Source organism: Endozoicomonas sp. OPT23 (genome assembly GCF_009653635.1).
GTDB lineage: Bacteria > Pseudomonadota > Gammaproteobacteria > Pseudomonadales > Endozoicomonadaceae > Endozoicomonas_A.
On the sequence record NZ_PPFD01000005.1, the window covers coordinates 1 to 14,390 of the forward strand.

Here is a 14,390-nt window from a genome sequence, read left to right on the forward strand (position 1 = left end):
TGAGTTGGTATTTTTTTCAATCCTTCCGAAGAAGAACTGATTAACCGAATTCATCACACAAGCGCCCACACGAATTGTCTGATATGTTTTTAAAGAACTTGTTTGAAGCACTCGAAAGCGTCTTAATTCAAACTCTGAATCGGCGTCGGTGCCGATCAGCGAGGCCGCTATATTACCGCGACCGTTTTTGTTGTCAACCGTTTGTTTTTTCAGACTCTTTCGAATCCGTGGAATCGGGTTGCAACTCGCTAACCTCGTTCGTCTTGCGAAGAACTTTTCTTGGTCAGCGGCGGCGCATTCTACCGTGTCAGCCGTTGTTGTCAATCGCTGTTTTCGTTCTCGTTATTGAGAGAGGAAAGAAGCATTTGATAACTGCCTGACGGGCTGCTCGTTAACGTTTCGTTAAGAGCGGTGCGTCGTTGAGGAGATGTAATTTATAGATTGGCGTTTTAAATAGCAAGATGTGGAGACTACCTAAAAAGAAAGGCAGGCATTACTGCCCACCTTATATATAGAAACCATTGGGCTTGAGATTACATCAAGGGCGCACCAGCCAACTGCGGAGCAAGAAGCCCTTTCTTATCCAGAGACTCTTTAATCTCGTCAATAATAGCCGGATCATCAATAGTCGCTGGGATCACGTAATCCTCACCATCCGCCAGTTGTCTCATTAACTTGCGCAGAATCTTACCTGAACGGGTTTTGGGTAAACGCTTAACTGCCAATGCATTACGGAAACAGGCAACAGCCCCCAACTGCTCACGAACCAGCTGCACCAATTCCTTGGCCAGAATATCTTCAGGAATATCAATGCCATCTTTGACTATATAAAGGCCAACCGGCACCTGACCACGAAGCTCGTCAGCAATACCAATAACCGCACATTCAGCAATAGCTTCATGATGACCAACAATCTCTTCCATTTCTCCGGTAGAGAGGCGATGCCCTGCAACATTAATAATGTCGTCAGTACGCCCCATAATATAGAGATAGCCATCTTCATCAAAACAGCCACCATCACCGGAAACATAGTAACCAGGGTATTCACGGAGATAACCATCCACAAAACGAGCCTGATTACCCCAGATGCCAGGTAAACAACCAGGAGGCAGTGGTAGCTTAATAGCTACCGAACCTTGCTCGCCTGGGGACAACTGCTGACCGGATTCATTCAGAATTTCAATCTGAAAACCCGGGATAGGATAAGTTGCTGAACCCGCCTTGCACGGAACCTGTTCGACTCCAACGAGATTACCGGCAATAGCCCAACCTGTTTCCGTCTGCCACCAGTGGTCAATAACTGGACGTTTTAGCGTATCGCCCAACCATTCGTAAGTAGCTGGATCCAGTCGTTCACCCGCAGCAAAGATAGTCTTAAGGCTACTCAGGTCGAATTTTTTCGACAGTCCACATTCAGGATCTTCTTTTCGAACAGCCCGGAAGGCAGTGGGTGCCGAGAAAAGTGTTTTAACTTTATATTCTTCGCAGACTCGCCAGAAAGCCCCCGCATCCGGAGTGCGAACAGGTTTACCTTCATAGAGAACAGATGAAAGGCCGGCAATTAATGGGCCATAGACAATATATGAGTGCCCTACTACCCAACCCACATCAGAAGCAGCCCAGAACACATCACCTTGTTGCTGGTCATAAATGGCTTCCATTGAGTACTTCATAGCAACAGCGTGACCACCATTGTCACGGATAACACCTTTTGGCCGACCTGTGGTTCCTGACGTATAAAGGATATAGAGAGGGTCAGTCGCTTTTACAGGTGTACATTCAACAGGAGCGGCATCAGACACGACTGTTTGCCAATCAATATCCCTGCCTGCCAGCATCTCTGCCGCTTTGAAATGAGTACGCTGATGGACAATAACGCATTCAGGCTTGTGTTCTGCCTGATCAATGGCTGCATCCACCATTGGCTTGTAGGGAAGAATTCGATCCAGCTCGACACCACAGGAAGCAGTTACAACGACTTTCGGCTGAGCATCATCGATGCGAATAGCCAGCTCATGGGGCGCAAAGCCACCAAAAACAACTGAATGAATAGCTCCTAAACGAGCGCAGGCAAGCATAGCAATAACAGCCTGAGGCACCATAGGCATATAAACAATCACCCTGTCGCCTTTTTCAACACCTTGATTTTTCAGAGCACCAGCAAAAACGGCTACTTCCTGAAGCAACTCCTTATAAGTGATGCTTCGCTTGGTGGCTGTGACTGGTGAATCGTAATACAGCGCAACCTGATCTCCCCTGCCCCGCTCAACATGGTGATCCAGTGCCAACCAGGAGGTATTCATCACCCCATCAGGAAACCAGCGGTCTACACCATTATCATCTTTTGCCAAAGCAGTGGAAGGTGCTTTAAACCAGGAAATCTGATCAGCCTGTTCAAGCCAGAACTGCTCAGGGTTATTACAGGCCTGCTGATATTGTTGTTGATAGCCCATGACTCTGTCCTGTTATTATTTTTGTTACTGCGTTCTTCAAATGCCTAGATTACAAGTCACAGTAATTCAAACCATAAGACTTTAGGTTTAGTGAGCAATAAGTAAACAGATAAGAAACAACTGAAAGAGAGCTCTTGTCGTCATCTCCCACGACACCTACAATTTACTTAAACAACAACAAGACCAGAAATGATTACTAGAACGCTGCTAATAATATTTATTTTTACTCTGACTCTGACTGGTTGCTCCAGCAAGAACTCTTTCAGGGTTGAATCTCTGGCCAAATCAGAAATTGATATGGTGTCAGATCTACATCTAAAGACAGCTGACCAGCTTTTAAAAGAACTGACGGTAAAACTCTACGCACGAAATCCAAGGGAGCTGGAGAAAAACAGTTTCTCCGTTGAATACCGAGTTAAACAACTCTTTGGCACCTACCGTCTTTTAGAATCCAGCCCAGAATTGAATGGATCCATTGGCAGCGACGCAATACTGCTGAGTCTGGATTCCCAATTCAGCGGTGACCGGGTTTTTGCCCTGATGTTTGGACTGACAGGTATGATTCACGCTTCCTATAACAATAAAGAAGAATTTTTTATCACTGATTCTCTGGATGAACAAAAGCTACACAATTCCGCCCGCAACATTGAAATACTGCTCTGGCGTCTGAAGCAGGCAAATGACGAAAACCACTCGCCTCTCATTTTAACCAATGGCACAGGCTCTGAAATCAACCTGAGTTTTGAACGACTCTTTGGTAAATTAATCGCCAATCAGGACATGATGGCGCAATTAATTTCTCGAAAGAATCATCGTGCTATTCGTAATGCTGTTCATACTATTGGCAGTTTTGTTTTCCTTCCTATCTAAAGGTGCAGCTTACTTTCATGTTCGCATAATTCAGCAAGACTCCGTAGATATACGACAGCCACACGAAATAACACCAATACGAAGATAACGATAAATAGATCATCACTTTATCGTTATAGCGAAACAACCGCACTAGCAAGCGAAACAGGGTAGTAATCAGACAGGCGACTTTACCTATAGTTATCCGTTGGTTTTGCTATGTAGTATCACCGCAGTCTTTTTTACTCATTACAGGTTCCATACAAAAGACATACAAAACACTTCTTTTCTGAAGAGTAATCACATTAACCCGGGTCCACTCCCTGCTTAAGGATGAGTAGACATAAAAACATCAAGAAATTCACTTGAGTTGCCCGTCGTACAAGGGAATTAATTAATGATAACCAGTCCTTTTACTTTCTTTTCTCTGTTGATGGTTTTCATCACAGCAGTACTGTTCTGCGAGAAAAGACTTCAGATGCGTCTGTTCAAAATCATTCCAGCGCTGACCTTTATTTACTTTGGCGGAATGATTGGTGCCTCCCTGCAAATCTGGGAACTGACACCGGAAATGCGAGCGTTTATTGGCAAGCTGAAATACTACCTGCTGCCAATGATGCTATTCCTGCTGCTGCTGAAAAATGACATTCGTGATGTATTCAAGCTTGGACCACGTCTGATGGGTTCCTTCCTAGCAGTTACTGTCAGTATCGTTGTTGGCTTCATTATTGTTTACACCGCGTTCAAATCCCAGTTTGAAGCTGATGCATGGCAGACACTGTCCATCCTTTCCTCTTCCTGGATTGGTGGCTCCACTAACATGGCCGCTACCCAGCAAGGCCTGAATGTTGCCGATGGTTCACAGGCTCTGACCTATGCTTTCCTGATGGACAACATCTGTGCTTCTATCTGGCTGGTACTGATGATTTCTTTCGCACCCATGCGTGAGAGATTCAACAAGTTCTCCGGTGCTAACAGTGCTGACGTTGACAAGATCATTGAACACATCAACATCACCGCCACCAAAAACGAAGACAAGCGTGATTATGAATTCATGGATTTCATGATCACCATCGGTCTGGGTCTGGCCGTTGCTGGTGCCGTAATGGTTCTGGGTAAGCAGTATGTGAACCCGGGTAACCTGACTGACGAAAACTTCCTATCCGGACTGCGTGGCTTCTTCAGCGGCAGCGGCTGGGTAGTAATTCTGGCAACCATTACCGGCATTATCGGTAGCATGACACCACTGAAATCCGTTAAGGGTTCTGATCATGTCGGCAGTGTACTGCTGTACGTTGTCGTGGGTCTGATTGCTACTTCTACCGACTTCTCCACTATCGACTTTGGCGATGCAGCATTCTACATCCTGGCAGGCTTCCTGATTCTGGCCTTCCACCTCGTCGTTCTGCTGATTATGGCGAAAGTATTCAAACTGGACCTGTACATCTGTGGTATCGCTTCCCAGGCAAACATTGGCGGTTCCGTATCTGCCCCAATCCTGGCAGGCACATACAACAAGGCTCTGGTTCCGGCGGGTCTGATGATGGGCATCTTTGGTTCTGCCATCGGTACCGTTACCGCTCTGATGCTGGCTAAAATTTTGATAGCTATGTAATTTGATCTGAGTCAATAGATTTGAAGCCCGGCAACTTGTCGGGCTTTTTTTTACCTCTTATTATGAAGAACCCTCTATATTTCTCTGGCAGCATCACCGATCTCGCTCGAGCCAGCACATGAAATATCTATCAGTTGTTCTTATTTCCTTTTTACTGAACATGCCTGTAAACGCCAGAACTATTGCAGGAGTATTAGTTCCTGAAGAGGTGCTTATAGAAAACAAAAGAATGGTGCTCAATGGCACGGGCATAAGAAATCAGTATCTTTTCAATCTATACGTAGGCTCCTTGTACCTGATTGAGAAGTCTTATGACCCAAAATGGGTAACCAGCGGCAAGAACACCGTCATGGTTCAGCTGGATATTATCTCCGGAATGATTACACCGGAAAAATTCATTATCGGGCTAAATGAAGGACTCAAGAAAGCCACTAATGGTCACGTAGCCCCTCTCAAGGGAAGACTGGAAAAGGCCATGACTTTATTCAAAAACAAAATAAATAAAGGTGACTGCTTTCAACTGCTGTTTATTCCAGGAAAAGGCGTCGAAACCTATAAAAACGGTCACTATATTTCGCTTCTGAAAGGAGATGATTTCAGCAGAGCTCTGTTGAGAGTCTGGCTTGGCAACAACCCCATTGATGAACAACTTAAAAAAGCGATGATGAACTCTGATAACTCCTAGAGTGCGTCTACAGCACTTATCATCGAAGTCGGAAGTAGCGACTCACACTTACCCGGCTTCGAGCCGTACAAAAAGCAGTAGAAATGTTTGACTCAGAACATCTCAGAGCGAGCTGTTCAGCAAGAAGTTCTGACAGTATATTTTTCAACAGCAGCTTGTTATAAGAAGGCAACATAGATTGAAAACCGCTAAGAAAATCTTCAAACGAAGCCGCTATACATTCAGCCTGTCTGCCACATTGAAAACTACTTTGACGACTGAGTAACTCTATAAGATCGAGGTATGACCCAAGCCATTGTTGGAGCAATCGTTCAACACTCTGATGCTTCAATGGATTATCTTCGCTGGCAATGAGATCAACAAAAAAGATGGCATCGGTTTTGTCATTGAACAACTGATTTCTTGCCGACCTGTCCGACAAGCGAGTCTTCACCACTCTTTTCAGAATGTCTTTTGATGTTTCAGAGGGCAATGATGGGTCAAGAGCAAAAACAGCCAGACTTTGACCAATGCGATAAAAAACTCTGGCAAGGGTCTGCTGCTGAACACTGGTCAGTGAATAGGGAGATGAGAACCAGACCTGTCGATAGAGGTCTTCCAGAGAAACGGCAGAAACAACAGGAAAGCTGGCAAGGTAGTATCTTCTTCTCTGAAAAACAAAGGTAGCCGCACTCTCTGGCAGTATTCGGAAAATATTGAGCTCTGCAAGTCGCGACTCTGTTTCAACTTCCTTCTTCAGCTGCCACTCCAGATCAAACCGTAGCGAAGAGCAGTTTCGGCAATCACTCGGCACCAGCCTGACATAATAAAGCTGGCCGGCAACCTTTACCCTGTAAGACTCAAAATCACTGCGACGGTAGGTTGGAATGGCTTCAATGGTTAACTGCCGACTGCGAAAGTGATGATAAAAAGCATCCTCAAACTCTCGCAGCACTGAGTAATCGGGGACATTTGGCAAAAACCTCAACTCAGCCTCAGCCATAAATGCCATCAGAAAAGCCAGAAGCCCAGCAACACCTTTTTTCAGTCTCATGATTCTCAACCAGCCTGTCACCTGATTGATCTATCGGCAGAAACAGGGCGTAGAGTAAATAGCATGAAAGGCGTGGTAAAAAGCGGGAGAGGGCTGCCACAGAAGAAGCAGCCTCTGACTTGATTTGAATGGGATATCAGTAAACCAGCTGAGACAAATCCAGTCTTTCTTCCAGCAGTCGAACCAGAGCTTCGAGCCCAGCCTTATCCTGCTCATCAAAGCGATTAGCCTCAGGACTGTCGATATCCATCACCGCCAGAACCTTGCCAACTTTGATAAAGGGAACAACCACTTCACTGCGGCTGGCTGCATCGCAGGCAATATGCCCCGGGAAAGCATCCACATCGTCCACCAGCTGAGTTTCAGCATCGGCAGCCGCAGTGCCACAAACACCACGACCCAACGGGATTCTTACGCAGGCCGGATTACCCATGAATGGCCCCAGCACCAACTGCTCACCACGAACAATGTAAAAGCCTGTCCAGTTCACCTTTGCCATTGATGTAAACAACAGACTGGAAACATTAGCCAGGCAGGCCAATGCATCTTCTTCACCACTGGTCAGGGCATCAGCCTGAGCCACCAGCAGACGGTAAAAATCGTCTTTATTCTCTGGCATGTCTACAGCTTCAAACATGTTGAGATCTCTTTCATTAAACCAAACCGTGCAAACTATCTCAGTCTCTGTCGGACAGCAAGCCTGTCAGCCTGTTAACTTCTGCTTCCAGCACTTTGACCTGATGCTCCAGCTCGGCAATTCTGGCCTGATCGGCATTCCGGTTGTCTGAAAGCACCGCTTCGGTATCAGGAAAAGATGTCGAATCACCCAGCAAGTGCATATAACGCACCTCTCTCTTACCCGCCTGTCTCGGTAATTCTTTGACCATACCCTGATCAGAAAGTGCCTTAAGCTCAGCATCAACCGATTGCACATCACTAAACCCCGCCATTCTTGCTGTACGACCTCGCAACTCACCAGGTGTTTGAGCGCCACGAAGCAGAAAACAACAGATCAGAGCGGACTGTTCTCTGGAGAGTTGTAACTGGGAAAATTCGGTATTACAAAAACGATGCCGGAAACGACTGACACGACTTCCCGGCTCTTCACTCACCAGACGTTGTGAAAGAAGAGATTGAACCGTGTCCAATACTTCCTGCTCGGTCAGCGCCATAACAGGGTCACGATTACTCTTCTGATTACAGGCACTGACAAGACTGTTAAGACTCAACGGATACTGATCCGGCGTCGTACTCTCCTTTTCCAGCAAACAGCCAATAACACGACATTGGTTGTTAGTAAGAGACATATCCATCGTTGTTACTCCATAGTGTGATCAGGCAAATTATCAAAGCAGGACTTGCATCACAAAAACAGCTAGGTTCTAATCGCTGCCAACGCATAAATAATACTTAACATATATTTAATATCGACCGTACTATTTGAGAAACTGCTGTGGTTTACATAAAAACACTAACCTTCACAGCCCTGTTCTTTCTGTCTTATACAAGCACTAGCTCAGCAAGCGATCAGTGCAAACATATTACACTGGCTGGACACCCGGATCTTCCTCCGGTTTCCTGGGGAGACTTCCAGCAAACTTTGGGAGCAGCTACTGACTTAACGACAGGTATCCTTAATTCACTCGGCATTCAGACAACCTCTGACTATCGGGGAGGGGTAAACAGAGTTATCCGTAACCTGCAGTCAGGACGTATTGCTTTAAATCCGGCCATGGTTAAAACTCCTGAACTCGCAGAAAACGTTCGGTTTATCGAACCCGCCATCTACACACAGAAGTACGTTGTTCTGGTCAAAAAAGGTCGATCCGAAAACCTGAACAGCTGGAATGACCTGAAAGGACTTGTTGGAGTAACCCCAAAGGGGCTTAGCTTTGGTGAAAAATTCGATTATTTTGCCAGCAACAATCTGCGTATTATTCGAACCTACCATGCGCGACAAGGCATATTAATGCTGAATGTCGGACGGGTAGATTACGCCATCTACCCGGATACGCAGAGCGACCTGTTTATCTCCCTTATGAATCTTGAACAAAGGTTTGAGAAAGCGAAAGTTGATATTGCCTCCTTTGAACTCCATATCGGAGTTTCCAAAAATACACCCTGTGAACTGCCACTGGAGAAGATATCTGAAGAACTCCGAAAAAGTCATAAATCCGGCCAATCGGCTCATACGATTAATGACAGTCTCTATAAATGGATGGAATACAGTCTGAAAGTCAGCCCTATCTCTTATCGCTGATCGGGCCAACCAAGCCCCCTCCTGTCTGCCTTCAGGCAGCAATACCTATTACCGTCTATCCTCCCTGCTAAGGTAAAACCATCATCAATGCCAGCAAGAAGCTGAACCCTTGGCATTTCTGGTGGTCATAAATATCAACAAGCCTTTCTGGAGTGAGTATGTTTAACCTGCATAAGCTTTTGGCCAGTATGAATATGATGGACTGGGCACTGGCACTAGTGTGTCTTCTGATCTGGGTAGCACTCACCTATCTTATGGGTGAAGTTACCGAAAAAAAGTGGGGAGATAGAGAATCCGGTGCTCTGGTCGGCTTTTTTGTTCCCGGACTGCTGTTTGCTCTGGGTCTTTACTTTGTCTGAGCGGGCTGCGGCATCTGCCACAGCCACTCATCAGACCTTTCTGGAATCAGTCCTTCATCAGAACCGGCTTTTCACCTGTCCATAGCCACTTCACCCAGCCTTTCAGCCTTCCCGCTCCACGTTTGAAGTCTTCAACAACCAGATAGAGTGTCGGCGTCAGAATCAGGGTTATAACGGTACCGAAGAGGATACCAAAGCCAAGGGATACAGCCATTGGTATAACAAACTGCGCCTGCAAGCTCTGCTCAAAAGTAATCGGCACCAGTCCCAAAAAGGTAGTCAGGGATGTCAGTATGATCGCCCTGAAACGCTCACGACCAGCTTGAGTCGCCGCATCAATTAACGACATACCCGTTTCGCGACCTTTATTGATAAAGTCCACCAGAATCAGGCTGTCATTAACCAGTACACCTGCCAGAGCGATCAGACCAAAAATCGACATCATGCTGATTTGCAGATCCAGAATAAAGTGCCCGATCACTGCACCCACAAGACCAAAAGGAATGATTCCCATAATGATCATGGGTTGCAGATAGGATTTCAATGGAATAGCGATCAATGCATAAATCAGCAGCAGTCCCAGCAAGCCGAGTTGCGCCAACTGAACCATTGAGTCCATCTCTTCACGGGTAGAACCACCGGTTTCAATCTCGACTGTTGGATAACGCCCTTTCAGGTCAGGTACAAGATTTGCCATCACATCTTCAACCGCTGTGCTTACCTCTACCTTGGCGACATCAATATCAGCACTCACAGCCAGAGAGCGCTTACCGTCAGTACGACTGATAAGACTGGCACCTTCACCAGCTTCAATACTGGCCACCTGGAAGAAAGGCACTTCGTTGCCACCAGAAGTGCGAATGCGAACCTGTTCAAGATCGGTCAGGTCGTTACGCTCCTCTCTTGGATAGCGCAGCATAACCCTGACCTCTTCCTTGCCGCGCTGAATCTTCTGAACCTCTTCGCCGTAAAAGCCCTGACGGATCTGATTACCCAACTCGGCAAGATTCAGCCCCAGTGCCTGAGCCCCCGGTTTAATATCCAGAACCACTTCATCGGTCGATGCTTCCGCAGAGTTTTCAACATCAAACAGGCCGTCATAACTCTTCAGATACCGAGTCAACTCAGCAGAAGCTGCCTCCAGCTGCCCAGAGTCAGTGCCACTCAACTTGAAGTGAAGAGGCTTACCACCACCGGCTCGCTGGCCCGCGGTAAAATTAAGTTTCTTAACGCCCGAAATTTCTCCGGTGCGCTCACGCCACTGATTCAAAATTTCTTTCGGACCAATGCTACGAACTTCATTTTTAGTCAACTCAAGAACTGCAGTACCGTCATTATCACCCTGCGACCAGATCATCAGGCTTTCCAGCAAATGTTCCTGATCATTGGTTTCAGCCCGGTAATCCCTGTCCAGTTCAAACAGAGCCTTCTCAACTCTCAGCAATGCCTGATCACGATCATCCTTTGACGCACCACTGTTCATACTGAGGTTCACCCGCAGAATTTCACTGGGCACTTCCGGGAAGAAAGCAAAGCGAGTCAGAGGGCTCTGCAGCAGACCAACAATCAACATCATCAAGCCAATAAACGCACTGACAGCGACATAACGGTTACGAACCGCCAGAGTAATCAGCGGCAGATAACGTCGTTCAACAAACTGGTCCAACCACTTTGAAAAGGACATCTGAATGCGAGTGGTAAATCCTGGCGCCTTATTGTCTGACTCCAGCTTTTTCATATGAGCCAGATGCGCAGGAAGAATCATTTTGGATTCCACCAACGAGAAAATAAGACAGAAAATCACCACCAGAGAGATGGCTTTAAAGAAAGGCTCAGCACCACCCTCAACCAGCAGCAGCGGCACAAAAGCAGCCATTGTCGTCAGAACACCAAAAGTAGCCGGTACGACAACCCGTTTTACCCCTTTAACGACATTCTCTGTGGTGTGCCCATGCCGCGTTATCTGGGTATAGACGCTTTCACCAATGATAATGGCGTCATCGACGACTATCCCCAACACCAGTATGAAGGCAAACAAACTGATCACGTTGATCGACACCGGCATAAAGGCATTGGGCATCAACCAGACAGCACCAAGGAAACAAACCGGAATACCAACAATAACCCAGACAGCTACACGAATTCGAAGGAACAAACTGAGCAGAATGAAGACCAATATGCCGCCAAACAGCATATTCTCCATCATCATATCCATACGGCCCTGAAGGTAGTAAGACAGATCACCCCAGGTTTTTACGCTGACACCTTCAGGCAGACTGGCCTTTCGTTCATCAAGAAACTTATGAACGGCCCTGGACGTCGCAATATCGTTTTGCTCTTTCTCGGAAACAATCTCAATAGCGATCGCTTCCTTACCGTTGAAACGAATAAAACCGTCGTCTTCAACAAAGCCATCGGTAATCGTAGCAATATCAGACAGGTGCAGACGGCTGCCATCCGCATTGGTTCGAATCACAAAATCAGAAAAATCGAAGCCATTATAAGCCTGACCACGGGTTTTAACGGCTATATCACCGTCACGGGTTTTAATCGAGCCACCGGCTACGTCTATAGACGACACCCTAAGCGCATTGGCCACTTCATTGAAAGTGAGCCCATACTTTCTTAATGCCTGCTCTGATACCTCAATGGAGATTTCATAATCGTCATCACCAAGAATATCGGTCTTGAGAACTTCCGGCAGTTCCAGCAACTCAGTCTGCAGCTGCTCGGCTGTTCTTTGCAGAGACAATCGATCCTGATCACCGTACAGCGAGATATAGAGCACCTGCTCGTTATACTCCAGCTTGGTGATCTGGGGATCTTCTGCTTTATCAGGCAGATTGGTCACGCTTTCTACTGCAGATTTTACATCGTCGTACAACTGATCAAGTTCATAACCTGATTCCAGTTGCACCGACAATGAGCCGTAACCTTCCCGAGCCTTGGAATCGATCTCCTTAATACCGCTGACATCCTTCAGGGATTCTTCCAGCTTAAGCAGAACACCCTGCTCCACATCTTCAGTACCGGCACCCGGATAAGGTACAGCCACATGAACCGTTTCAGAAGCGAAGTCCGGAAACATCCGTTTTTTGATGGTGAACGTGGCCATAATGCCTGCCACCAGAATCATAATCATCAACAGGTTGGCTGCCACCGGATTATTGGCAAACCAGGCGATAAAGCCTTTCTGTTCGGTATGGGTATCAGTATTCAATGCACGTCTCCCATTCAACCTTTCGCTGCAGAGGTTTTATTGGTATTCACCAGCGAACTTTCGGAGTCCACTCTGATACGCATACCCTCAACAGGACTAACCAAAGGCGTCAGGCAAAGTACATCACCTTCTTTAAGACCTTCACTGATATAGACACTGTCTTCGTCCGCATAAACACTGGTCACTTTTCTGAAGGTGACACTGCTGTCATTATTGACCAGCAATACCTGTCCATCCCCGTATACGACATTACGAGGCACACGAATCAGGTTATCAAGCTCACCACCGGTGATACTGGCTCGTACAAAACTGCCGGCTTTCAATGGCAACTTTGCCGCATCAGACTGCAGGCCGTAAGGGTCAGAAATGGTGGCAACAACGAAGTGCATGCGACTCTGTTGATCAACAACACCTTCGATACGATCCAGCTGACCCTGCCAGGTCACTGACTGGCTGCCCAGCTGTTGAGTAAAGGTGACAGGAATAGTTTGCTCGATAACTTTACCCGCTTCAGGCAACCGGACAAACATCAAGTCAGCGGGCTTCAGTGGCAAGCGAACCTCGGCACTGTTTATGGAAAACACTGAACCAACCACGGCTCCCTTAGCGATGTATTGACCAAGGTTAATTTCACGATCCTTCACCATACCGTCATAAGGCGCACGTACTCGAGTCCGTTCCAGATCCCTGCGGGCTTTCTCCAGCTGAGCCTCAGCAGCCTGAACGTTGGCTTTGGCTTCGTTGACATAGGGCAAGCGCAATAGTAATGGCGGCGCATCAGCCAGTTTACGACCCGCTCTCAGCCAGCTTTTCTTTTCTGCTTCCGACCTGGCCATCTCTTCTTGCAGTTTGGCTTTTTTTGCTGCCAGTGTCGCTTCGGCCTGCTTGAGCCCTACACGGTAATCACTGTCATCAATACGAGCCAGCAATTCCCCCTTCTTAAACAACCGACCACTGGCAAAGCCTGGCGCAACATCAGTAATCACACCCGTTACTTCTGCAACCAGCGAGGTTTCAATAGCAGGCTGAACCACACCCTGACTGTCCACCGTGAAACTCACCGGCTTCTGTTCCAGAACCTGAGTCTGAACCAGTGGAAAAGGGGTTGATTTAGCTTTCTTCTTGGGAGGTTGTGACCAGTTCGATAACCCAAATGCCAGCCCTCCACAAATAGCCAGAACGACCGTCGACACCACCAGCTGACGGAGTCCGTTTTGTTTCGCCATAATTAGCTGCCCATAGATGATAATTTATTGATTAAAAATGAAAGATCTCAAGCTAAGAAAGTGAACCGTGCGACTTCAATGGTGAGACATTCTAAGCGACAGCTGTTATCAATTATGATCACTGCCTAAACGGTACTTCTGTTTTAAAATCTGATAGCGATCATGATCGCTCTGTAAGGCATGTGAGTAAAGAGAGGTGAGAAGATTTACAGAAAATATACTTGCAGAGATAGAGGATAATACGGCAAAGACAGGAACCCTACCTTTGCCGCCAAAAGCTACAGCTGACTCTATAATTAGAAAACAGTGTCAGAAAACAACTTTAATCAACCACAGCACTTCTTGAATTTCTTGCCACTGCCGCATGAACACGGATCGTTTCGGCCTGGTGTCTTTTCAACCACTTTAGTGGTTGGCAGATTTTTCAGCAGTTCCAAATCGGACAGATTTTCTTCCGCTTCTTCATTAACTTCAGCAACGTATTTCCAGTCATTTTCCTTAAAAATGACATCCAGCTCCTGCAGTCGCTCTTCTGTCTGAACAACAATGTTGGCAGGATTCTTATCTGTGCCCAGTCTTGCTGTCTTTTTACTGTCAAAACCACGACTGTGCTTGTCAGCAAGGTTCATCAGTCGGTTGCCATCGGCATAAAGCATAAACTGCCCACCATATTCTTGATTAATCGTCGGC

The 14,390-nt window shown here is 46.7% G+C and carries 13 protein-coding genes; 5 read left to right on the forward strand and 8 right to left on the reverse strand.

Annotated features, from left to right (window positions below; genetic code table 11):
• The coding region (locus tag EOPP23_RS21490; protein ID WP_228550699.1) for a hypothetical protein at positions 1-324 on the reverse strand (324 nt) is incomplete at its 3' end.
• A 209-nt stretch (positions 325-533) separates the two neighbouring features.
• Positions 534-2,453, reverse strand: a complete 1,920-nt coding sequence (locus tag EOPP23_RS11705) for a propionyl-CoA synthetase (RefSeq protein WP_153766184.1) — start codon at positions 2,451-2,453, stop codon at positions 534-536.
• A 189-nt stretch (positions 2,454-2,642) separates the two neighbouring features.
• On the opposite strand from EOPP23_RS11705, the gene EOPP23_RS11710 reads away from it, so the two are divergent.
• The 3 genes from EOPP23_RS11710 (at position 2,643) to EOPP23_RS11720 (ending at position 5,602) form a co-directional block, all read left to right on the forward strand.
• Positions 2,643-3,323 carry a hypothetical protein gene (locus tag EOPP23_RS11710; protein ID WP_153766185.1) on the forward strand — a complete coding sequence of 227 codons (681 nt, stop codon included), beginning with the start codon at positions 2,643-2,645 and terminating at the stop codon, positions 3,321-3,323.
• 376 nt (positions 3,324-3,699) lie between these two features.
• Positions 3,700-4,917: a DUF819 domain-containing protein gene (locus EOPP23_RS11715; RefSeq protein ID WP_153766186.1), complete on the forward strand. Its 1,218-nt coding sequence runs from the start codon at positions 3,700-3,702 to the stop codon at positions 4,915-4,917.
• A gap of 118 nt (positions 4,918-5,035) precedes the next feature.
• Positions 5,036-5,602, forward strand: a complete 567-nt coding sequence (locus EOPP23_RS11720) for a chalcone isomerase family protein (protein ID WP_153766187.1) — start codon at positions 5,036-5,038, stop codon at positions 5,600-5,602.
• Positions 5,603-5,621: 19 nt separating this feature from the next.
• Here EOPP23_RS11720 and EOPP23_RS11725 read toward each other — a convergent pair whose 3' ends face one another.
• From EOPP23_RS11725 to EOPP23_RS11735, 3 genes are all read right to left on the reverse strand, one after another.
• The gene (locus EOPP23_RS11725; RefSeq protein ID WP_153766188.1) at positions 5,622-6,635 is read right to left on the reverse strand and encodes a hypothetical protein; all 1,014 of its coding nucleotides are present in this window, start codon (positions 6,633-6,635) and stop codon (positions 5,622-5,624) included.
• 136 nt (positions 6,636-6,771) lie between these two features.
• Positions 6,772-7,272: a GAF domain-containing protein gene (locus EOPP23_RS11730; protein WP_228550700.1), complete on the reverse strand. Its 501-nt coding sequence runs from the start codon at positions 7,270-7,272 to the stop codon at positions 6,772-6,774.
• Positions 7,273-7,312: 40 nt separating this feature from the next.
• A complete protein-coding gene (locus EOPP23_RS11735; RefSeq protein WP_153766189.1) occupies positions 7,313-7,948 on the reverse strand; it encodes a YceH family protein in 636 nt (211 codons plus the stop codon).
• A 140-nt stretch (positions 7,949-8,088) separates the two neighbouring features.
• Here EOPP23_RS11735 and EOPP23_RS11740 point away from each other — a divergent pair, with 140 nt between their 5' ends.
• A complete protein-coding gene (locus tag EOPP23_RS11740; protein ID WP_153766190.1) occupies positions 8,089-8,895 on the forward strand; it encodes a transporter substrate-binding domain-containing protein in 807 nt (268 codons plus the stop codon).
• A 158-nt stretch (positions 8,896-9,053) separates the two neighbouring features.
• Positions 9,054-9,254, forward strand: coding sequence for a hypothetical protein (locus EOPP23_RS11745; protein WP_153766191.1), 201 nt, complete (start codon positions 9,054-9,056; stop codon positions 9,252-9,254).
• Positions 9,255-9,300: 46 nt separating this feature from the next.
• On the opposite strand, the gene EOPP23_RS11750 is transcribed toward EOPP23_RS11745, so the two are convergent.
• The 3 genes from EOPP23_RS11750 to EOPP23_RS11760 all read right to left on the reverse strand — a co-directional run bounded on the left by EOPP23_RS11750 (position 9,301) and on the right by EOPP23_RS11760 (position 14,356).
• Positions 9,301-12,474 carry an efflux RND transporter permease subunit gene (locus EOPP23_RS11750; RefSeq protein WP_153766192.1) on the reverse strand — a complete coding sequence of 1,058 codons (3,174 nt, stop codon included), beginning with the start codon at positions 12,472-12,474 and terminating at the stop codon, positions 9,301-9,303.
• 14 nt (positions 12,475-12,488) lie between these two features.
• The gene (locus tag EOPP23_RS11755) at positions 12,489-13,700 is read right to left on the reverse strand and encodes an efflux RND transporter periplasmic adaptor subunit (protein WP_153766193.1); all 1,212 of its coding nucleotides are present in this window, start codon (positions 13,698-13,700) and stop codon (positions 12,489-12,491) included.
• A gap of 326 nt (positions 13,701-14,026) precedes the next feature.
• Positions 14,027-14,356, reverse strand: coding sequence for a PBPRA1643 family SWIM/SEC-C metal-binding motif protein (locus EOPP23_RS11760; protein WP_153766194.1), 330 nt, complete (start codon positions 14,354-14,356; stop codon positions 14,027-14,029).
• Between the last annotated feature and the right edge of the window lie 34 nt (positions 14,357-14,390).

What these genes read in the sequence shown, in the direction of transcription:
- EOPP23_RS11760 (WP_153766194.1), bottom strand. Translation starts at nt 14,356, where the DNA reads ATGCTTTATGCCGATGGCAACCGACTGATGAACCTTGCTGACAAGCAC.
- EOPP23_RS11710 (WP_153766185.1), top strand. Translation starts at nt 2,643, where the DNA reads ATGATTACTAGAACGCTGCTAATAATATTTATTTTTACTCTGACTCTG.
- EOPP23_RS11720 (WP_153766187.1), top strand. Translation starts at nt 5,036, where the DNA reads ATGAAATATCTATCAGTTGTTCTTATTTCCTTTTTACTGAACATGCCT.
- EOPP23_RS11725 (WP_153766188.1), bottom strand. Translation starts at nt 6,635, where the DNA reads ATGAGACTGAAAAAAGGTGTTGCTGGGCTTCTGGCTTTTCTGATGGCA.
- EOPP23_RS11735 (WP_153766189.1), bottom strand. Translation starts at nt 7,948, where the DNA reads ATGGATATGTCTCTTACTAACAACCAATGTCGTGTTATTGGCTGTTTG.
- EOPP23_RS11705 (WP_153766184.1), bottom strand. Translation starts at nt 2,453, where the DNA reads ATGGGCTATCAACAACAATATCAGCAGGCCTGTAATAACCCTGAGCAG.
- EOPP23_RS11715 (WP_153766186.1), top strand. Translation starts at nt 3,700, where the DNA reads ATGATAACCAGTCCTTTTACTTTCTTTTCTCTGTTGATGGTTTTCATC.
- EOPP23_RS11755 (WP_153766193.1), bottom strand. Translation starts at nt 13,700, where the DNA reads ATGGCGAAACAAAACGGACTCCGTCAGCTGGTGGTGTCGACGGTCGTT.
- EOPP23_RS11745 (WP_153766191.1), top strand. Translation starts at nt 9,054, where the DNA reads ATGTTTAACCTGCATAAGCTTTTGGCCAGTATGAATATGATGGACTGG.
- EOPP23_RS11730 (WP_228550700.1), bottom strand. Translation starts at nt 7,272, where the DNA reads ATGTTTGAAGCTGTAGACATGCCAGAGAATAAAGACGATTTTTACCGT.